Genomic DNA, 17,916 nt, shown 5'->3' with positions numbered 1-17,916 from the left:
CTCACTCCTCCCACCGCAGGTAGATGTCATCGCCGCGTCGGGCCACGGGCCATACCTGCAGGGATCGCGGGTCCTTGCCGTGCGCCTCGAGGCAGCTGCCGGTCCGCAGGTCGAAGACCTGCTTGTACATGGGCGACGCGACCGTGGGCGCGTCGCCTTTCGTGCCGACGATACCGCGTGAGATGACCTGGGCTGAGCTGTAGGGGTCACGGTTCGACACGGCGTGCACCGTCCCGTCGCGGAGCAGGAAGAGCGCGACCTGCACATCGCCGTGCAGCGCGGCGCGCCCCCGCTCGACCTCGAGGTCGCCGATCGCGCAGATCCGCACCCAGGTCCGGGTGGCCGTCACGGCGCTCATCGCCGGACCGCCAGGGTCGTGCTCGCGATGAGCACGGCCTCGGATCGCCGTTCGTCCTCGGTCGCGGGGCGCACCTGCCCGCGCTCGGCGACGTACGCCAAGGAAGGATCCGGCGTCGTCGGGGCGTTGACGAACGACTCGAACCTCCGGAGCTTCTCCGGATCGGCGAGGGTCGCGGCCCACTCGTCCTCGTAGCCCTCGACGTGCCCCGCCATCGCGGCATCCAAGTCGGCGCAGATGCCGAGACTGTCGTCGAAGATCACGGCGCGCAGCTCGTCGAGCCCGCCCTCGAGCTCCTGGATCCAGGGGGCGGTGCGCTGCAGGCGGTCGGCGGTGCGGATGTAGTACATGAAGTAACGGTCGATGGCCGTGATGAGCCCGTCGTCGTCGAGCCCTTCGGCGAGGAGCTCCGCGTGCCGCGGCGAGTAGCCGCCGTTGCCGCCGACGTACATGTTCCAGCCCTTCTCGGTCGCGATGACCCCGACATCCTTCGACCGCGCCTCGGCGCACTCGCGCGCGCACCCGGAGACCCCGAGCTTCAGCTTGTGCGGCGCCCGGAGGCCGCGGTACCGCAGCTCGAGGCGCACGGCCATCCCGACCGAGTCGAGCACGCCGTAGCGGCACCACGTCGAGCCGACGCACGACTTCACGGTGCGGAGGGACTTGCCGTACGCGTGCCCCGATTCGAAGCCGGCATCCACGAGTCGTCGCCAGATGTCGGGCAGCTGCTCGAGTCGCGCCCCGAACATGTCCACCCGCTGGCCGCCGGTGATCTTCGTGTAGAGCGCGAAGTCGCGGGCGATCTCGCCGATCGTGATGAGCCCGTCGGGGGTCACCTCGCCGCCCGGCATCCGCGGCACGACGGAGTAGGTGCCGTCCTTCTGCATGTTCGCCATGACGTGATCGTTGGTGTCCTGCAGCGTCGCGTTCTCCCCGTCGAGCACGTGGGTGCCGGTGAGGACGGCGAGGATGCTGGCGAGCGCGGGCTTGCACACATCGCACCCGCGCCCGCGGCCGAACCGCTCGATGACGGCGCTGAACGTGGTGAGGCCCGACACGCGGACGGCGTCGAAGAGCTGCCGCCGCGACAGGTCGAAGTGCTCGCAGAGCGCGTGCGAGACGGTCTTGCCCATCTTGCCGAGCTCGCGCCCGACGATCTTGCCCACCGCGACGACGCACGAACCGCAGGTCGCGCCGGCCTTCGTGCACGCCTTGACGGCGGCGGCATCCGTGCAGCCCTCCTCGTGGACGGCATGCCGGATGCGTCCCGCGGTCACGGCGGAGCAGGAGCACACGATCGCCTCGTCGGGCAGATCGCCGCCGGGCAGCTCGACGCCGCCCTCGGGCAGGAGGAACGCCGCGGGGTCGGCCCCGAGCGCGGTGCCGAGCAGCGGCCGGAGCGACCCGTACGCCGACGCGTCGCCGACGAGGATGCCGCCCAGCAGCGTCTTCGCGTCGTCGGAGAGGACGAGCTTCTTGTAGACGCCGGCCGCGGGGTCGGCGTAGACGACGTCGAGGGCGCCGGGGGTCTCGGCGAACGCGTCGCCGAAGCTCGCGACGTCGACGCCGGTGAGCTTGAGCTTCGTCGACAGGTCGTAGCCGTCGAAGGTCGCCTCGCCGCCCAGGATGCGGGTGGCCGCGACCTCGGCCATAGCGTAGCCAGGAGCGACGAGCCCGACGGCCATGCCGCCGAAGCTCGCCACCTCGCCGATCGCCATGACAGCGGGGTCGTCGGTGTCGCAGCGCTCGTCGATGACGACACCGCCACGCGGATCGCAGGTCAGCCCCGCGCTGCGCGCGAGCTCGTCGCGCGGACGCACCCCGACCGTGAAGACGACGACGTCGGCCGCGGCGTGGCTGCCGTCGCGGAACTCCAGCGCCGCGACGCTGCCGCTGCGGTCGGGGGTCAGGAGGGTCGTCAGGGCACCGGTGCGCACGCGGATGCCGCGGGCCTCGATGAGGCGCGCGAGCGCCGTGCCCGCCGGCAGGTCGAGCTGCGCCGACATGAGGCGGTCGCTGGATTGGACGACGGTGGCCTCGACGCCCAGCTGCTGCAGGGCACCGGCGGCTTCGAGGCCCAGAAGGCCGCCGCCGATGACGTGCCCGGTGAGCGGCCGGCCGAGCTCGCGCGAGCGGGCCTCGACGAACGCCTGCAGCCCCGCGACGTCGCCCAGGGTGCGGTAGACGAAGCAGCCGGGGAGCGAGAACCCGTCGACGGCGAGGCGGGCCGCGTACGACCCCGTCGCAAGCACGAGCCGGTCGTACCCGACGACCTCACCGGACTGGGTGACGACCTGGCGCTCGGCACGGTCGATGCGCCGTACCGGGTCGCCCGGAAGGAACCGCACGCGCGGGTCGGCGTCGATGTGGACGGGGTCCAGGGTCAGCTCGTCGTCGCCGCGCCCGCCGAAGAAGCCGGTCAGCCCGACCCGGTCGTACGGGTGGCGGCCCTCTTCGCCGATGAGGGTGACGTCGAGGTTCTCGTCCGTGCGGGTGAGGAGGCTCTCCAGGAAGCGGTGGGCCACCATGCCGGCGCCCACCACCACGATGCGTTCCCGGAGAGGGGAGAGGATGTCTGACACGGGGCCTCCTGCCGATCGTCGACCGGGGTCGAGCGATGAAGTCGTGCAGGCGACGCTACGAGGAGGGTGTTTCGGCGGGGGCGCGCATTGGGTTACCCCGGTCGAACGTCTTCCTCACAGTCTGCTGTGACCGAATGTGAGTTCCGCGGCGACCAGCGCCGATGCAACCCGCAGGATCGGGCGTGACGACTGTGACTGCCGAGGCTCACCCGCCCCGCCCGTCACACCGCATCCTGCGGTTTGCGCAGCCGCGCCGGAACGGCGCAGACCCCGGGAAACGCGAAAGCCCCCGACGAGCGGGGGCTTTCTCCGGTGGACCTGAGGGGATTCGAACCCCTGACCTCTTCATTGCGAACGAAGCGCGCTACCAACTGCGCCACAGGCCCGTGGACCTCGAAAACACTATCACGACCAGCGGTGTCACCCGCACGCCGGATGCCGTCTCCGGCGGGCTACTGACCGGAGGCGCGGCGCTCGAGCAGGCGGCGCACGTGCGCCTCGATCTCGGCGTCGTCGACGCGTCCCATGGTGCCGAAGTCCGGCGCTGCGGAGGCGGCGCGGGTGCGGCGCGCCTCGTCGATCGACGGCGGCGCGGCGGCCTCGGCGCGCTCGCGCATCGCCTCGTCGAGGGCGGCGCGACGCAGGTCTTCGCGGGCGGCGGCGGCGTCGAGCACGGCGGCCGCGCGGGATCCCGCGGAGGCCGTGAGCGGGCGGGGCAGTTCACGCGGCGTCCAGGCCTCGCGGTCCGCGCCGAGCGCGACATCCTGCACCGACACGGCGGGTCGGAGCGCTCCGGCGTCGACGGCGACGACGCGCACGGCGGAGCGGCGCTGCACGGCGGTCATCCGCTGCAGCATCAATCCGCACACCACGGCGACGGAGACACCGGCCCACAGCAGCAACTGCGCGCCGGTCGAGACGACGATGACGGCGCCCCAGCCGGCGAGGGCCACGGAGGCCAGGCCGACGAGGGTGAAGATCAGGCGCGCGCGGCGACGTGCGCGGGCGCGGCGGACGGCGGGCGCCGACGCGGCGACCGCGGTCTCGGCGGCGGCGCGCTCCCGCGCGACGGCGGCTTCGGCCAGGGCGTGGGCGCGGGCGATCTCGGCCTCGGCGCGGGCCTGCGCACGGGCGATGTCGGCCTCGGCGCGGACGACCTCGGCCTCCGCGCGCGCGGTCTCCAGGTCGGCGCGGGCACCCTCGAGCTCGGCGCTCTCGCGTTCGGCCTGCGCGCGACGTGCCAGCTTCTGCTGGGCGAGGGCGGTGCGGGCGTTCAGCTCGAGGCGGACCTCGTCGGGCGTCTGGCTCGTCTCGGCGAGCACGCGCAGCGCCTGGTTGAGGCGGACGGCGTTGCGCTCGGCGGCGTTGTACTGGTGGCGGGAGTGCCAGGACGGCAGCAGATAGACCATCCACAGCACGACGGCGACCAGCACCACCACGCCGCCGCCCAGAACCTGCCCACCCATGCGGTCCACGGTAGGTGCACGAGGCCTCGCGGAGCCCGCATCCGCCCGCGTGTCTGAAGTTCGAGTCGAACTCGAAGGTTCGCGACGGACCTCCCGCGAGGCGCGCGGCTACTCCGCCCGACGGTCCGCCGGCGGGATGGTGGCCGCACCGACGGGCGCCCGCCCCGACACCCAGCGCTCGAGCACGCCCTCGGGCACTTCTTCGCGCACGAGGGCGAAGGCGTAGTGGTCGCGCCAGTCGCCGTCGATGTGGATGTAGCGGCGCCGGAGCCCCTCGTAGCGGAAGCCGAGCTTCTCCACGACCCGCAGGCTCGCCTGGTTCTCCGGCCGGATGCAGATCTCCATGCGGTGCAGGCGCAGCTCGCTGAAGCACAGGTCGGTCGCCAGCGCGACGGAGGTCGGGGTGATCCCGCGGCCCGCGAAGCGCTCGCTGACCCAGTAGCCGATGGTCGCCGACGCGAGCGAGCCCCGGGCGATCCCCCAGACGTTCAGCTGTCCGGCGATGTCGCCGTCGTGCTCCATGACGAGGGGCACTCCCCCGCCGTCCCGATACTGCTGCAGGAGGCGCCGGATGCCGACACGCATGTCGAAGGAGACCGGCCCGTCGGGGCTCGTGGCCTCCCACGGCCGGAGCCAGGAGCGGTTGCTGAGCAGCTCATCCTGCAGTGCCCGCGCGTCGCGCTGCCGGACGAGGCGAATGGAGACCGGCCCGTTCCGGCGGGGAACCGTCAGATCCATCCGGGTCCCCCTCGACGAAGCGCCGTCACAGCCGCGACGCGAAGTCCTTCAGCCATGGGCGCAGCTCGGGTCCGAGATCGTCACGGTCGGCGGCGAGCTGCACGATGGCCTTGATGTAATCCACTCTATCGCCGGTGTCGTAGCGACGCCCGCGGAAGATCACGCCGTACACGCCGGTCGTGACGGCCAGCTCCTGCAGGGCGTCGGTGAGCTGGATCTCGCCGCCCTTGCCGGGCTCGGTCCGCTCCAGGATGTCGAAGACGTCGGGCGTCAGCACGTACCGGCCGATGACGGCGTAGTTCGACGGCGCATCCTCCCGGTTCGGCTTCTCGACGAGCCCCGTGACCTTCACGACATCCGGATCGTCCGTCGGCTCGACGGCGGCCGCGCCGTACATGTGGATGTGGGCGGGGTCGACCTCCATGAGGGCGATGATCGTGAGTCCCGTGCGCTCGTTCTCCGCGATCATCGTGGTCAGGAGCGGGTCGCGCTCGTCCATGAGGTCGTCGCCGAGGAGGACCGCGAAGGTCGAGGTGCCGACGTGGGCTCGCGAGCGGAGCACGGCATGCCCGAGGCCCTTCGGCTCGCCCTGGCGCACGAAGTGGATGTCGGCGAGGTCGCTGGACTCCTGCACCTTGCGCAACCGGTCGAGGTCGCCCTTGTCGGTGAGGCGGGATTCGAGCTCGGGAACCGAGTCGAAATGGTTCGAGATGTTGTTCTTGTTGCGGCCGAGGATGATCAGGATGTCGTCGATCCCGGCCTGCACGGCTTCTTCCACGACGTACTGGATGGCCGGCTTGTCGACGACCGGCAGCATCTCCTTCGGCATGGCTTTCGTAGCCGGCAGGAACCGGGTGCCCAGGCCTGCGGCGGGGATGACGGCTTTGATGCGCGAATGAGGCATGATGCCCACTCTATCGACGCCGCGCCGACGCCCTCCGATCCCCGACGCCTTCGCGCGCCATGAGCCGCCTACAATCGGACCCATGACCGACGGCATCGACAACGCGAAGCGAGCGCTGCGTGCCGACCTCCGCGAGCGCCGCCAGCAGCGCTCCGCCGCCGCCCTCGAGTCCGCCGAGGAGGGCGTGAAGGCCCAGCTGGATCGGCTCGTCGACGATCTGGGCGTCCGCTCGATGTCGTGCTTCCTCTCGACGACGACCGAGCCCGGCACGCGCGCGTTCATCCGGGATGCCGTGCAGCGCGGCATCCGGGTGCTGCTGCCGATCACGCGGGCGGACGGGCTGCTGGACTGGGCCGTCGCGGAAGCGGATGCCGACGTGACCGAGGGCATCTTCGGGATGCCGGAGCCGGTCGCCGACGTGCTGAGCCCGCTCGCCGTCAACGACGTCGACCTCCTCGTCATCCCCGCCGCCGCCGTCGACCGCACCGGCATGCGTCTCGGCTGGGGCCGCGGCTACTTCGACAAGACCATCGGGTCGATGGAGCGCTGCCCGCCCGTCTACGCCGTCATCTTCGACTCCGAGCTGGTCGACGAGGTCCCCCGCGACCTGCACGACCAGCCCGTCAGCGGCGTCGTCACCCCGACGCGCACCGTCTCGCTCATCCACTGACCACCCGAGGACCCATGCCCACCTACGCCTACGCCTGCAAGGAGTGCGGACATCGCTTCGACGCGACCCAGTCCTTCTCCGAGCCCACCCTGACCGAGTGCCCCGTGTGCGCCGGTCCCCTGCGCAAGGAGTACGGCTCGATCGGCGTGACCTTCAACGGCTCGGGCTTCTACCGCACCGACTCGCGCGCCGCCGCAGGCTCGGGCGCCGGCGGATCCGGCGGTGGCGGCGCCTCCTCTTCTGCGCCATCATCGAAGTCCGAGGCAAAGGCCTCGCCCGCAGCGTCGGGATCGTAAACCCGGTGCGAGCCGGCTGACGAAAGAGGGCTCACATGCTCAAGGGCTTCAAAGACTTCATCCTGCGCGGCAATGTCATCGACCTCGCGGTCGCCGTCGTCATCGGCGGTGCGTTCACGGCCGTCGTCAACGCGATCGTCGCGAGCGTCGTCACGCCCATCGTCGCGCTCTTCTACCAGCCCGACGCGAACGGCAACATCGGGCCGACGTTCACGGGCATCTACGGCCAGGAGGTCGTGTTCCCGCTCGGCGACCTGATCACGGCGCTCATCACGTTCCTGGCCGTCGCGCTCGTCGTGTACTTCGTTTTCGTCGTGCCGATGAACAGGTTCAAGGAGCGTCAGGCCGCCAAGGCGGGTGTCGTCGAGGACGCGGAGCCGCTGCCGACCGAGGCGGAGCTGCTGATCCAGATCCGCGACCTGCTGGAGAAGAACGGCACCCCCGGATCGACTCCCGGCGCCACTCCTCCGAGCGCCACCCGCCTCCCCTGATCCCTCAGTAGTGCGGCGGGACGTCGTTCCGCAGGCGCTCGTCATTGGGTCCGGATGCCCCGGCCGCGCGTGCAGCGTCGGCCGGGGCATCCATCGTCTCGGCCTCATCGACGGCGAGCGGCTCGGCGATCGTGCCGGGCGCGGGGGTCAGGCGGACGCGACGAGATCCCGGGACCCGCTCGATCCGCTGGCGCTCGTCACGGGACATCGATCGGCTGCGTCTCGGCGGCGGCGGTCGGCGTCTGCGGCTGCACGCCGAGGATCGCGGCGACCCGGGATGCGACACCGGCGGGGTCGCTGTAGAGGTCGAACGCGTGCACGCGGATGTAGTGCCAGCCGAGGCGGCGCAGCACCTGGGGACGCAGGCGCAGCGCCTCGCGCAGCGACTCCCCCGTCGTCTCGGGATCGCTCTCGGCGACCACGGCCTTGCCCTTGTACTGCGCGACCAGGGGCAGAAGACCCCGGTAGTCGACGTCGACCGAGACTCCGAGGGCGCGCAGCTGCTGCGCGAGGGCGAGCGTCAGCGGGTCGGCGAGGTCCTCCAGCCGCGACTCGCGCGCACGGGCGGCGACCCCGCCGAGGATCGTCATGAGCGTCGCGGCACCGTACTCGAGCCGTCCGTCGTCGAACGCCGAGGGGCGGATGGAGGACACGACGACCATCGAGCGGCGGGCCCGCGTCATCCCGACCGTGAGGAGGCGCTCCCCGTCGGTGCCGGACAGGTCGCCGAAGTCGCTGAGGACCCGGCCGTGCTTGGTGAGACCGAAGCCGAGGGAGAAGATGACGCGGTCGCGGCTCTCCGCGACCGACTCCTCGAGCCCGAGGACGGCGAAGGGCTCCGCGGTGTCGCGGCCGACGAAGTCGGCGACGTCCGACCGTCCGGCGAACGCGGCCGCGACGGCGGCACGGACGCGCTCGACGTGGCGCGTGGAGGCCGTGACGACCATGAGCGATTCGGTGGGGCGGTTGACGGCGTGCTCGACGACGAGCGTCACGACGCGCGCGACCTCGGCGTCGGGGCTCTCGACGGCGCCCGTGACGGGGTCGGGCGCGCCGGAGCCGCCCTCGACGTAGTCGACGCTGAGGCTTCCCCGCCCGAGGTAGGACCCCGCCCAGGGCAGGGAGACCAGCTCGCCGTCGTAGAACGCGTCGTTGACGAGTTCGGCGAGGTCTTCGCCGCCCGCGCGGTAACTGCGCGTGAGCTTCGCGGTGGGGACGAGGTCGGCGAGCCGCTCGAAGAGGCTCGTCTCGTCGAACGGCACCTCGGGCTCGTCCTCCTGCACCACGAGGCCGGCGCCGACCCGGAACGGCGTGGGCTTCTGCGTCACGGGGTCGCCGAACACGACGACCTGGCGTGCGCGGCGCACGGCGGGGGCGGCCTCGGCGAGGCAGATCGCCGCGGCGTCCGCGATGATGACGACGTCGAAGTCGGGGTGGTCGGGGATGGCGGGCACCTCGTAGGGCGACGCGAGCCACACGGGGGCGAGGGTGCGCAGCAGCGTGGGCGCCGTCGAGATCAGCTCAGCCGGGGTCGCGGTGCCGCCGCGGAGGGCGGACTTCAGCGCCGCGGCCTCGCCGGCCTCGTCGACGATCGCGATCTTCCAGCGGGTGGCGAGCTCGGCGGCCAGGAGCGGCCCGGCCGACGCGGCGTGCGCCTCGTCGACGAGGCGGAAGTCGCGCTCGAGGCGGTCGACGACGGAGGTGTTCGCGCCGAGCAGCGCACGGTCGCTGCGCAGCATGGCCTCCAGCGCCGACTGCCACCAGGCGAACTCGAACTCGGTCGCGACGCGGTCTTCCGGCACGTGCCGGACCGACAGCTCGGTGAGCAGCGGCTCCAGGCCGAGCTCGGCGAGCTCGCCGCGGAGCGTCGCGCGCTCGACGAGGTTGTCGAAGACGTCGGAGTCGGCGGCGAGACCGGCCAGCGTCCGCAGCAGGTGCGGGATCGGGAGCCCGGCGAGGGCCTCGGTGCGTCCGAGCGCACGGTCGAGGTCGGTGAGATCGGCATCCACGCGCTGCCACGCGGTCGCGACGTCGTCGAGTCCGAGCGGGATCTCCGGCGTGACGCCGGCCTGCACGAGCCGCTGCCACTGCGTGCGCTGCTGCTGCACGCGCAGGAGCGACTCGTGCATGTCGGTGATGTGCATCCCCGGGCGCACGTACTCCTTCGAGAGGCGCTTGAGGCGGCGGCGGTTGCTCGCGGACATGGTCGACGCGTCGCGGCGCGGACCGTGGGCCTGGATGAGCTCGTCCAGCGGACGCTCGAAGACCGTGAGGCTGAACCGGTCGAGCGACGCGCGGATCCCCTGCAGGAGGCGGATGTACTGGCCCATCTCCGCGACCGTCGAGAACGGACGCATGCGGGTCTGCCCGATGAGCTCGTAGCCGCGCTCGAGGATCGCCGGCACCTCGTGGCGGTGCAGGCGCCCGGCGAGGGTGTGCGCGGAGCGGGCCTGCTCGGTCGTCGAGAACGCGACGCCGTACCAGGGCGAGTCGTCCGGCCCGAAGCGGAACTCGCCGAGCCGGGCGGCGGTCGCGAGGGCCGTCGCGGCCTCGGCGCGGCGGGTGGAGAGGGTCTGCAGGGTCGACAGGTCGAACCGCGTCTCGGCGGAGGGCTGCGGCGTCGACTTCGCGATCGTCGCGAGGGTCCGGAGGGTCTCGAGCGGTGAGACGCCGATCTGTGGATGCCGTCCGGTCAGCGACCCGCGGTAGTCGCGCAGGACGGTCCGCAGGCGCACGAGCGCGTCGTCGACCTCGGCGACCTTGGGCTGTTCTGCCTTCTCGTTGCGGGCGATCGCGCGGATGAGGTCGCGGTGCAGCCGGCTCGGGGAGACGGCGAGGCCCGGGAGCCCGATCTTGCCGAGCCGGTGCCGGACGCCTTCGAGCGTCGAGCGACGGGCGCTGACGACGAGAACGCGCTTGCCGGCGCGGACGAGCTCGCCGACCGCGTTGATGACGGTCTGGGTGCCGCCGGTGCCCGGCAGCGTGTGCACGGCGAGCGGCTGACCGGCGATGATCCGCGCCAGCAGGGCCTCCTGCTCCGCGTCGGCGTCGAGGAGGAGCCGGTCGGAGGCGGGCGGACGCTCGTCGGCGCTGACGGCCTGCGGGATGCCGCGGACGAGCGCGAGGTCTTCGCGGTCGGCCTCGTGCCCGGCGAGCGCGTTGAGCACCGGGTGGTCGAGGGAGCCGCCGTCGCGCTCCATGTGCGAGGCGACATCGGCGAACGTGGAGACGATGAGCCGCGGCTGCACCGTGAAGGTGTCGACGTGGGCGGTCAGCGCGCGCAGGTGGTCGATGACCGGCTGCGGCTTGAAGACGCCGGCGTCGTGCGCGAGGCTCGCGAGCGCGCGGCCGTCGAGGTCGAGGCCGAAGTGGGTGCGGGCGGCCTGGACGAGCTCGGGGTTCACGGTGAACGCGCCGTGCAGCTTCAGGTCGAAGTCGGAGTGGTGCCGGCGGATCGCGAGGGGGCGGAGCAGGACGGGCGCGCTGTAGGCGACCCCGCCGATCCGCCAGGATGCCATGCCGACGGCGAGGTGGACGGTGTCCAGGCCCCGCGCGGTCCGCAGCTCGACGTCCTTCGCCGCGATGCGCTCGGCGGCCAGCCGCGCGGTCCGCAGCGCCACCTCGTCGCGGAACAGGTTGGACAGCAGCGTCGAGCGGCCGGTGATGAACTGCGGGAGGCTGCCGGGGTGGGCGTTGGTGATCTCGATGCCCGCGTCGCCGGCATCCGAGTAGTGCAGGAGGGTGGACGGCCCGCCCAGCTGCGCGGCCTCCTCGCGGAGTCGGCCGCGCTCGGTCTCGGCGACATGTCCCACGACGACTCCCGGTTCTGACAGCTCGAGGTCGGATGGGGTCACCGGCACCTCGCGCTCGACGTCGCTCACGCCGGGCGCGGCATTGCCCTCTGCTCGCCACACACGAGAAACCTTAGGCGGCGTACCTGCGCGTTCCGTGCAGCACCCCCGAGTTTCGCGGGATTGCCGCCTCGGCGCGACGCGCCGGTCCGATCAGCGCTTCCTCCCCCGCGCCGGCCCGGCGGCCGTGATCCACAGGCCGGTCCTGCGAGGCGGTCGCCGGCATCCGCGGGCGCCATCATGGAGGCATGACCTCCCCCGCGTACTCGGTGCACCCGACACCGATCGGCGAGGCCCTCATCGTCGTCACCGATGAGGGCCTCGTCAGTCTCGACGTCCTCGACGGCCCCGCCGACGCGGTCCTGAGCGGGCTGTCCGCGCGGCTGCATGCGGTCCCCGCCGAGGATGCGGAGGCCACCGCGATGGTCGCGGGGCAGCTCGACGAGTACTTCGCCGGCACCCGGCGCGATTTCGACCTTGCGCTGGACTGGCGGCTCGTGACCGGGTTCGTCCGCGCGGCCCTCGAGGCCGTGTGCGACATCCCGTACGGCGAGACGGCGTCCTATGCCGAAGTCGCGATCATGGCCGGCTCGCCCGGCGCGAACCGGGCCGTGGGCACGGCGTGCGCGCGGACGCCGATGTCGATCGTGGTGCCCGCGCATCGCGTGGTCCGCAGCGACGGGTCCATCGGCGAGTACGGCGGCCGCCCCGAACGGAAGCGGTTCCTCCTCGATCTGGAGAGCGCACCGCCCGAGGGGCGGGCGTCGGGCGCGTAGGCCGCCGGACGCACGCGGGCGCGGCCCCGGGGTCTTCCCCGGGGCCGCGCCTGTCCGCTCGCTGTGTCGGCTCAGTGGTGCGTCGCCTTCTCGGCGCCGTAGCCGGTGAGCGAGCGGACCTCCATCTCGGCGGCCTTCTTCGGGTCCTCCTTGGTGCGGGTCGTCACCGTGCCGAGCCACCCGAGGAAGAACCCGAGCGGGATCGAGACGATGCCCGGGTTGTTGAGCGGCCAGATCGCCGTGCCGACGTTCTTGAACACGCTCGTCTCCGTGCCCCAGAACACCGGGGACAGCAGGATGAGGACGATCGCCGCCGCGAGGCCCCCGTACATGCTCCACACCGCGCCGCGGGTGGTGAAGCGGCGCCAGAACAGCGAGTACAGGATCGTCGGCAGGTTCGCCGACGCGGCGACCGCGAAGGCGAGCGCCACGAGGAACGCGATGTTCTGCCCCTGCACGCCGATGCCGCCGATGATCGCGAGGATGCCGATCACGATCACGGTGCGACGGGCGACCTTGACCTCGCCGTCGGGCGCGACCTTGCCCTTCTTGACGACATTGGCGTAGATGTCGTGCGCGAACGACGCCGCCGCCGTGATCGTGAGGCCGGCGACGACCGCGAGGATCGTCGCGAACGCCACGGCCGAGATGAAGCCGAGCAGCAACGGGCCGCCGAGGGCCTCGGCCAGGAGCGGTGCCGCCGAGTTGACGCCACCCGGGGCCGCCTTGATCACGTCCGGCGTGACGAGCGCGCCGGCGCCGAAGCCGAGGACGAGCGTCAGCAGGTAGAACAGGCCGATGAGCCAGATCGCCCACACCACCGAGCGACGGGCCTCCTTGGCGGTCGGCACGGTGTAGAAGCGCATCAGCACGTGCGGGAGGCCGGCGGTGCCGAGGACGAGCGCGATCGCGAGGGAGATGAAGTCCCACGGGTTGGCGCCGTACTGCAGGCCCGGCTTCAGGATCGCCTCGGCCGGCTCGCTCGTGGACGCCGCGACGGCGCTGCCGAGCAGCGTGTCGAGGTTGAACCCGTTGATCGCGAGCACCCAGATCGTCATGACGATGGCGCCGCCGATGAGGAGGAACGCCTTGACGATCTGCACCCACGTCGTCCCCTTCATCCCGCCGACGAGCACGTAGACGATCATCAGGATGCCGACGACGGCGACGACGATCGACTGGCCGATCCGGTCGTTGATGCCGAGCAGCAGCGAGACGAGACCGCCGGCGCCCGCCATCTGGGCGAGGAGGTAGAAGAAGCAGACCGCGAGGGTCGTGAGCGCCGCCGCCATCCGGACGGGACCCTGCTTCAGCCGGAACGACAGCACGTCGGCCATCGTGAACTTGCCGGTGTTGCGCATGAGCTCGGCGACGAGAAGCAGCGCGACGAGCCACGCGACGAGGAAGCCGATGGAGTAGAGGAATCCGTCGTAGCCGTTGATCGCGATGGCGCCGCAGATGCCGAGGAACGAGGCGGCGGAGAGGTAGTCGCCGGCGATCGCGAAGCCGTTCTGCGGCCCGGTGAAGGAGCGTCCGGCGGCGTAGTAGTCCGCCGCCGTCTTGTTGTTGCGGCTGGCGCGGATGACGATGAAGAGCGTCACCGCGACGAACGCCCCGAAGATCGAGATGTTCAGGACGGGGTTGTTCTCGGTGGTCGTGACCGCCGCCGGCACGGCTGCGAAGACGTCGTTCATGCGGTGGCCTCCTGCTCTTCGAGCTGCTCACGGATCTCGGTGGAGATGGGGTCGAGCGTGCGGTTGGCGAACGAGACATACCACATCGTGATCGCGAAGGTCGTGACGAACTGGCCGAGGCCCAGGAGCAGGCCGACGTTGATGTTGCCCCACACCGACTGCCCCATGAAGTCCGGGGCGAACGACGAGAGGAGCACGTAGGCGAAGTACCAGACGAGGAAGAACACGGCGAGCGGGAAGACGAAGCTGCGGTGCTTCTTCTTCAGCTCGACGAACCGCGGTGATTCCTCGACGGCGACGTAGTCGATGCCGCCTGGCGGGGCATCGTTCACGGGATGGGACATGTGGCCTCCTTGCCTCATGAGTGTGAGCAGCGGTGCTCGCACGCGCCCGTCGGCGACGACAGCCTGCGTGGTAGGGTCGACGCTACGAAAAGCGGTGACATCGTCGTCACCCCCGGAAGTGGGTACCGAGTGGGATCATCGGTCGAGATCGAGAGTGACACGCAGCTCGTCAGCCGCGCCGTGACCGATCTCGCACGCCAGACCCGCTTCCCCATCGTCTTCGCCGGGCTCGAGAAAGCCGGCTCCGTGGAGGTCCTGGCCGTCTCCGGGGCCCGCACGCGCAACCTCGACGGCCTCATCGTCCACGAGGGACGGGGCCTCGGCGGCGCCGCCATGATCGAGAAGCGGCCGCGGCTCGCCCTGGACTACCGCACCGCCCGCTCGATCACCCACGACTACGACCGGGTCATCCTCGGCGAGGGCATCGCGACGCTGTTCGCCGTCCCCATCGTCGTGGCCGGTCGCTCGCGCGGCATCGTGTACTGCGGGTCGTGGTCGCAGGCGCCGGTGGGCGATCTCGTCGCACGCCCCGCGTTCCGCGCGGCCGACGGCATCGCGACCGAGCTCCGCGTCCGCGACGAGGTCGAGCGCCGGCTGCGGAACGTGACGCCGACCGAGCCCCTGCCGACCCTCTCCGCCTCCGCGCAGGAAGATCTGAGGGAGAGCTTCGCAGAGCTCCGGAGCATCGCCGCATCCGTGTCCGACGCGGCGATCCGGGAGCGGCTGGCCGCCGTCGAGGCGCGCCTGGCATCCATCTCCCGCGACGACAGCGACGGCGGCGAGAAGCTCGACGTGCGCCTCTCGCCGCGCGAGCTGGACGTTCTGGCTTGTTGCGCGCTGGGTGCGACGAACGCCGAGATCGGTGCGTCGCTCGCTCTGCGCGAGGGCACCGTCAAGTCGTATCTGCAGGCGGCGATGTCGAAACTGGATGCCTCGACCCGCCACGCCGCGGTCGCCAAGGCGCGGCGCGCCGGCCTCCTCCCCTGAGCGATTCCTGTCGCTCGCAGGCCCCCGCTCACTAGGCTCTGTCCATGGCCCGCAGAATCGTCCACCAGCTCGTCGATGACCTCGACGGAACCGTCCTCGAGGTCGGCTCCGGCGAGACCGTGCTGTTCTCGCTCGACGGCACCGCGTACGAGATCGACCTCACCGACGGCAACGCCGACGCGCTGCGCGCGACGCTCGCGCCGTACATCGCGGCCGCGCGGTCCATCTCGGCGCGCGGCGGGGCGTCGACGTCGTCCCCGCGCGGATCGTCCGGCGGCGCCCGCCGGCAGAAGCGCTCGGGGCAGCGGGACTACACCCCCGTCCGCGCGTGGGCGGCCGAGAACGGGTACACCCTGTCCGAACGCGGCCGCGTCCCGGCCGCCGTGCTGGATGCCTACGACGCCGCGCACTGACCGGTTTGGCGGCACCCTCCATATGGTCTGACCATACGGGTGAAGCCCACTGTCGACGCCCCACGAAGCATTTCATCGGGAACGAGCGACGACAGTAGGACGGGAGCATGACCTCCCGTTCGCCGCGCGCGCTGGTCGCCGCCGCCGCTCTGCTTCTCCTCCTCACCGGCTGCCAGGCAGCCTCGACCGCGGCGCCGACAGCGGCCGCGTCGGCTGCTCCCGCCACCGCCGACGGCTACGGCCTCACCGCTGGCGCCGGCCCCGTTGACGTCCAGCTCTGGACCGACCTGTCCTGCCCCTACTGCCAGGCTCTGGAGGCGGAGACTGGCGCGCTGCTGGAGCAGTGGGTCGCGGATGACGCGATCACCCTCACCCTCCATCCCCTCAACTTCGTGAGCGCCAAGCACGGCGACGAGACCGACTGGTCGACCCGCGCGGCCAACGCGCTGGCCGCCACGGTCGACGCCGGGCAGGGCGATCGCCTGCCTGCCCTCTACGCACTCCTGCAGGAGCACCAGCTGACCGAGGCGGGAGCCCCGACCGACGAGGAGATCCTCGCCTTCGCGGCGGAGGCGGGCGTCACCGCCGACATCGCCGATGCCGTCGCCGCGCAGCGGTTCGGCGCGTGGGTCACGGCATCCAATGAGCACTGGCTCGGCCGCACCATCGACGGGACCGAACGCGTCGTCGACGGCGTGCCGATCCTGCTCGTCGACGGCGCGGTGTTCGAGATCACCGACGGCGCGACGAACGCGCAGCGACTGCAGGATGCGGTGGCCGCCGCGGGCTGACCAGCCTCGGACCTCCCCTTGTCAAGACCGTGGCCGCGGCATCCGCGCACGGCTAACGTCGCGTGCGATGGCGGGGTGGATCCTGCCGCAGCGTTCGACGAGAGGAAGCGGCGATGAGCCTCAATGATCCCAAGCCCAGCCAGGCCGAAGGCGAAGACCCGGACCGTCCTACCGGTCCCCCCGAGGGCACCTCCGGTCACCCGTCCCAGGCGGAGGGCGAGGACACGGGTGTCGCCGCGCCTGACGGCGAGAACGAAGTGTCCGGCGACGCGGACGAGGAGTTCGAGGGCGAGGGGCTCTCGTGATCATGTCGTGACCGGCATTGTGGCCTCTCGCCGCGGCTTGGTCAACAGGTCGCCGGGAACGGCGTCCGCCCCGTACTGTCTGAGCAACGCAGACCAGGTTTGGAACCAGACCATGCCCACTTCGCACTACGTCGTCATCGACAACGAGTTCTTCCCGTTGGCCGAGGGCGATGAGGCGGAGGTCAAGGAGCGGATCGTGGATGCGGTGCACGCGGGCGGCGACTTCGTCGCACTGCGTCGCGACGCGGATCGTCGGGTCGACGTCCTCATCACGCCGTCGTCGTCGGTCACGATCGAGCACATCGAAGAACGCGATACGCCGCCACCGGAAAACCAGACGGAGGCCGCGGCGGCGCACCGCCTGATGCTCGACGACGTGGAGTGGTGGCTCGAGTCCAGCATGTAGCCGACTTGCTTTCGGGTGCCGGTGGGCTATGGTCACTCGGATACCCGCCAGCTGACGAAGGGAAGCGAGTATCACCATGGCAAAAGACACCGGAGCGAAGAAGAGCGCGAAGAAGGCGCCGCAGATGACGCTGAAGGAGAAGCGCGCGCAGAAGCGGACGACCGAGGCCGACGGCCCGTTCATCAAGCCGCGCAAGCGCTGAGCGCCTCCGCCGACGGAGTCGGAGCGCTCACGTGGCAGAGGTGGGGTTCACTCCGCTTCTGCCACGTCTCTCAGCGGGCGAGCCGTGACCGGGACTCCGCCAGTGCCCGGATGTCGGCGGCGACGGCCGCGAGATCATCGCCGAGCTGGTGCCCGCCGGTCACGGTGCGCACCACCGCCCCGGGGATCGCCGCAGCGTATAGGTCGCGGTGGGCGAACGGGACGACCTCGTCGTCCTCGGCGGCGTAGAGATAGACGGGCATCCCGGCCGGGAGCGCACGACCGAAGCCCTCGGGGAGCTCGAAGCCCGGGAACGTCCAATCCGGGTCGCCGCCGGGGAACGGCGCCGCGATGAGGAACAGCCCCGCCACGTCCACCGCCACCGGATGGGTGGCGAGGTGCTTCACGGCAACGTATCCGCCGGCCGAGTGGGCGACGAGGTACACGGGCGCGTGCGCCCGCTCGAGGGCATGGCCGATGACGCGATGCCACGCCTGGTCGTCGCCGCCGTCCTCTTCCGGCAGCCGGGGATAGTCGATCGTGTCGTCGTCGCCCAGGTGCCGCGCGAGCCCGGCGACCATCCGGGCGTCCTCGTCGTACGCACCTGCGCCGGCGCCGTGGAGGAAGATGATGGTGGTCATGG

Annotated in this window: 20 protein-coding genes and 1 tRNA gene; 10 read left to right on the top strand and 11 right to left on the bottom strand. The window is 71.5% G+C overall.

Going from position 1 to position 17,916, the window contains the following annotated elements:
• Position 1 precedes the first annotated feature (1 nt).
• From nirD to galU, 6 genes are all read right to left on the bottom strand, one after another.
• A complete protein-coding gene (gene nirD / locus QZL85_RS00810; protein WP_295572438.1) occupies positions 2-358 on the bottom strand; it encodes a nitrite reductase small subunit NirD in 357 nt (118 codons plus the stop codon).
• Positions 355-2,940, bottom strand: a complete 2,586-nt coding sequence (gene nirB, locus QZL85_RS00805; RefSeq protein ID WP_295572436.1) for a nitrite reductase large subunit NirB — start codon at positions 2,938-2,940, stop codon at positions 355-357. Before nirB ends, nirD begins: the two co-directional genes overlap by 4 nt.
• Positions 2,941-3,253: 313 nt before the next feature.
• Positions 3,254-3,326 (bottom strand) — tRNA-Ala (locus tag QZL85_RS00800).
• 66 nt (positions 3,327-3,392) lie between these two features.
• Positions 3,393-4,406 carry a large exoprotein gene (locus QZL85_RS00795; protein WP_295572434.1) on the bottom strand — a complete coding sequence of 338 codons (1,014 nt, stop codon included), beginning with the start codon at positions 4,404-4,406 and terminating at the stop codon, positions 3,393-3,395.
• 108 nt (positions 4,407-4,514) lie between these two features.
• Positions 4,515-5,144, bottom strand: a complete 630-nt coding sequence (locus tag QZL85_RS00790; protein WP_295572432.1) for a GNAT family N-acetyltransferase — start codon at positions 5,142-5,144, stop codon at positions 4,515-4,517.
• Positions 5,145-5,169: 25 nt separating this feature from the next.
• Positions 5,170-6,048, bottom strand: a complete 879-nt coding sequence (gene galU / locus QZL85_RS00785; RefSeq protein WP_295572429.1) for a UTP--glucose-1-phosphate uridylyltransferase GalU — start codon at positions 6,046-6,048, stop codon at positions 5,170-5,172.
• 82 nt (positions 6,049-6,130) lie between these two features.
• Here galU and QZL85_RS00780 point away from each other — a divergent pair, with 82 nt between their 5' ends.
• The 3 genes from QZL85_RS00780 to mscL are packed head-to-tail and all read left to right on the top strand — an operon-like array spanning position 6,131 to position 7,505.
• Positions 6,131-6,718 (top strand): 5-formyltetrahydrofolate cyclo-ligase, encoded by a 588-nt coding sequence (locus QZL85_RS00780; RefSeq protein WP_295572426.1) that lies wholly within the window; start codon positions 6,131-6,133, stop codon positions 6,716-6,718.
• Positions 6,719-6,732: 14 nt separating this feature from the next.
• Entirely contained in the window at positions 6,733-7,014 is a 282-nt protein-coding gene (locus QZL85_RS00775; protein ID WP_295572423.1) for an FmdB family zinc ribbon protein, read from the top strand.
• A gap of 35 nt (positions 7,015-7,049) precedes the next feature.
• Positions 7,050-7,505, top strand: coding sequence for a large conductance mechanosensitive channel protein MscL (mscL, locus tag QZL85_RS00770; RefSeq protein ID WP_295572421.1), 456 nt, complete (start codon positions 7,050-7,052; stop codon positions 7,503-7,505).
• A gap of 4 nt (positions 7,506-7,509) precedes the next feature.
• Here mscL and QZL85_RS00765 read toward each other — a convergent pair whose 3' ends face one another.
• Together QZL85_RS00765 and QZL85_RS00760 are read right to left on the bottom strand one after the other, a co-directional pair.
• Positions 7,510-7,713: a hypothetical protein gene (locus QZL85_RS00765; protein WP_295572420.1), complete on the bottom strand. Its 204-nt coding sequence runs from the start codon at positions 7,711-7,713 to the stop codon at positions 7,510-7,512.
• Entirely contained in the window at positions 7,703-11,419 is a 3,717-nt protein-coding gene (locus tag QZL85_RS00760) for an AAA family ATPase (RefSeq protein ID WP_295572418.1), read from the bottom strand. The genes QZL85_RS00765 and QZL85_RS00760 overlap by 11 nt, the downstream gene beginning before the upstream one ends.
• Positions 11,420-11,604: 185 nt before the next feature.
• On the opposite strand from QZL85_RS00760, the gene QZL85_RS00755 reads away from it, so the two are divergent.
• A complete protein-coding gene (locus tag QZL85_RS00755; RefSeq protein ID WP_295572416.1) occupies positions 11,605-12,132 on the top strand; it encodes a methylated-DNA--[protein]-cysteine S-methyltransferase in 528 nt (175 codons plus the stop codon).
• Between the two features lie 71 nt (positions 12,133-12,203).
• On the opposite strand, the gene QZL85_RS00750 is transcribed toward QZL85_RS00755, so the two are convergent.
• Positions 12,204-13,826 carry a cation acetate symporter gene (locus QZL85_RS00750; RefSeq protein ID WP_295572414.1) on the bottom strand — a complete coding sequence of 541 codons (1,623 nt, stop codon included), beginning with the start codon at positions 13,824-13,826 and terminating at the stop codon, positions 12,204-12,206.
• Positions 13,823-14,170, bottom strand: a complete 348-nt coding sequence (locus tag QZL85_RS00745) for a DUF485 domain-containing protein (protein ID WP_295572412.1) — start codon at positions 14,168-14,170, stop codon at positions 13,823-13,825. Before QZL85_RS00745 ends, QZL85_RS00750 begins: the two co-directional genes overlap by 4 nt.
• 129 nt (positions 14,171-14,299) lie before the next feature.
• On the opposite strand from QZL85_RS00745, the gene QZL85_RS00740 reads away from it, so the two are divergent.
• The 6 genes from QZL85_RS00740 to QZL85_RS00715 all read left to right on the top strand — a co-directional run bounded on the left by QZL85_RS00740 (position 14,300) and on the right by QZL85_RS00715 (position 17,274).
• Positions 14,300-15,157 (top strand): response regulator transcription factor, encoded by an 858-nt coding sequence (locus tag QZL85_RS00740; RefSeq protein WP_295572410.1) that lies wholly within the window; start codon positions 14,300-14,302, stop codon positions 15,155-15,157.
• Positions 15,158-15,201: 44 nt separating this feature from the next.
• Positions 15,202-15,570: an Lsr2 family protein gene (locus QZL85_RS00735; RefSeq protein WP_295572408.1), complete on the top strand. Its 369-nt coding sequence runs from the start codon at positions 15,202-15,204 to the stop codon at positions 15,568-15,570.
• 107 nt (positions 15,571-15,677) lie between these two features.
• Positions 15,678-16,361 (top strand): thioredoxin domain-containing protein, encoded by a 684-nt coding sequence (locus tag QZL85_RS00730; protein ID WP_295572407.1) that lies wholly within the window; start codon positions 15,678-15,680, stop codon positions 16,359-16,361.
• A 113-nt stretch (positions 16,362-16,474) separates the two neighbouring features.
• The gene (locus QZL85_RS00725) at positions 16,475-16,666 is read left to right on the top strand and encodes a hypothetical protein (RefSeq protein WP_295572406.1); all 192 of its coding nucleotides are present in this window, start codon (positions 16,475-16,477) and stop codon (positions 16,664-16,666) included.
• A 112-nt stretch (positions 16,667-16,778) separates the two neighbouring features.
• Complete coding sequence (locus tag QZL85_RS00720; protein WP_295572404.1) at positions 16,779-17,072, top strand: hypothetical protein; 294 nt, start codon at positions 16,779-16,781, stop codon at positions 17,070-17,072.
• A gap of 76 nt (positions 17,073-17,148) precedes the next feature.
• Complete coding sequence (locus QZL85_RS00715; RefSeq protein ID WP_295572402.1) at positions 17,149-17,274, top strand: hypothetical protein; 126 nt, start codon at positions 17,149-17,151, stop codon at positions 17,272-17,274.
• Between the two features lie 70 nt (positions 17,275-17,344).
• Here the strand turns inward: QZL85_RS00715 and QZL85_RS00710 are convergent, their stop codons facing one another.
• A complete protein-coding gene (locus tag QZL85_RS00710; RefSeq protein ID WP_295572400.1) occupies positions 17,345-17,914 on the bottom strand; it encodes an alpha/beta fold hydrolase in 570 nt (189 codons plus the stop codon).
• Positions 17,915-17,916: the final 2 nt, after the last annotated feature.

Source organism: uncultured Microbacterium sp. (genome assembly GCF_900078385.1).
GTDB lineage: Bacteria > Actinomycetota > Actinomycetes > Actinomycetales > Microbacteriaceae > Microbacterium.
Note: the sequence above shows the minus strand (reverse complement) of the source record. Positions and strands in the feature narration are given on the sequence as shown.

What these genes read in the sequence shown, in the direction of transcription:
- nirD (WP_295572438.1), bottom strand. Translation starts at nt 358, where the DNA reads ATGAGCGCCGTGACGGCCACCCGGACCTGGGTGCGGATCTGCGCGATC.
- QZL85_RS00795 (WP_295572434.1), bottom strand. Translation starts at nt 4,406, where the DNA reads ATGGGTGGGCAGGTTCTGGGCGGCGGCGTGGTGGTGCTGGTCGCCGTC.
- QZL85_RS00790 (WP_295572432.1), bottom strand. Translation starts at nt 5,144, where the DNA reads ATGGATCTGACGGTTCCCCGCCGGAACGGGCCGGTCTCCATTCGCCTC.
- galU (WP_295572429.1), bottom strand. Translation starts at nt 6,048, where the DNA reads ATGCCTCATTCGCGCATCAAAGCCGTCATCCCCGCCGCAGGCCTGGGC.
- QZL85_RS00780 (WP_295572426.1), top strand. Translation starts at nt 6,131, where the DNA reads ATGACCGACGGCATCGACAACGCGAAGCGAGCGCTGCGTGCCGACCTC.
- QZL85_RS00775 (WP_295572423.1), top strand. Translation starts at nt 6,733, where the DNA reads ATGCCCACCTACGCCTACGCCTGCAAGGAGTGCGGACATCGCTTCGAC.
- mscL (WP_295572421.1), top strand. Translation starts at nt 7,050, where the DNA reads ATGCTCAAGGGCTTCAAAGACTTCATCCTGCGCGGCAATGTCATCGAC.
- QZL85_RS00765 (WP_295572420.1), bottom strand. Translation starts at nt 7,713, where the DNA reads ATGTCCCGTGACGAGCGCCAGCGGATCGAGCGGGTCCCGGGATCTCGT.
- QZL85_RS00755 (WP_295572416.1), top strand. Translation starts at nt 11,605, where the DNA reads ATGACCTCCCCCGCGTACTCGGTGCACCCGACACCGATCGGCGAGGCC.
- QZL85_RS00750 (WP_295572414.1), bottom strand. Translation starts at nt 13,826, where the DNA reads ATGAACGACGTCTTCGCAGCCGTGCCGGCGGCGGTCACGACCACCGAG.
- QZL85_RS00745 (WP_295572412.1), bottom strand. Translation starts at nt 14,170, where the DNA reads ATGTCCCATCCCGTGAACGATGCCCCGCCAGGCGGCATCGACTACGTC.
- QZL85_RS00735 (WP_295572408.1), top strand. Translation starts at nt 15,202, where the DNA reads ATGGCCCGCAGAATCGTCCACCAGCTCGTCGATGACCTCGACGGAACC.
- QZL85_RS00730 (WP_295572407.1), top strand. Translation starts at nt 15,678, where the DNA reads ATGACCTCCCGTTCGCCGCGCGCGCTGGTCGCCGCCGCCGCTCTGCTT.
- QZL85_RS00725 (WP_295572406.1), top strand. Translation starts at nt 16,475, where the DNA reads ATGAGCCTCAATGATCCCAAGCCCAGCCAGGCCGAAGGCGAAGACCCG.
- QZL85_RS00720 (WP_295572404.1), top strand. Translation starts at nt 16,779, where the DNA reads ATGCCCACTTCGCACTACGTCGTCATCGACAACGAGTTCTTCCCGTTG.
- QZL85_RS00715 (WP_295572402.1), top strand. Translation starts at nt 17,149, where the DNA reads ATGGCAAAAGACACCGGAGCGAAGAAGAGCGCGAAGAAGGCGCCGCAG.
- QZL85_RS00710 (WP_295572400.1), bottom strand. Translation starts at nt 17,914, where the DNA reads ATGACCACCATCATCTTCCTCCACGGCGCCGGCGCAGGTGCGTACGAC.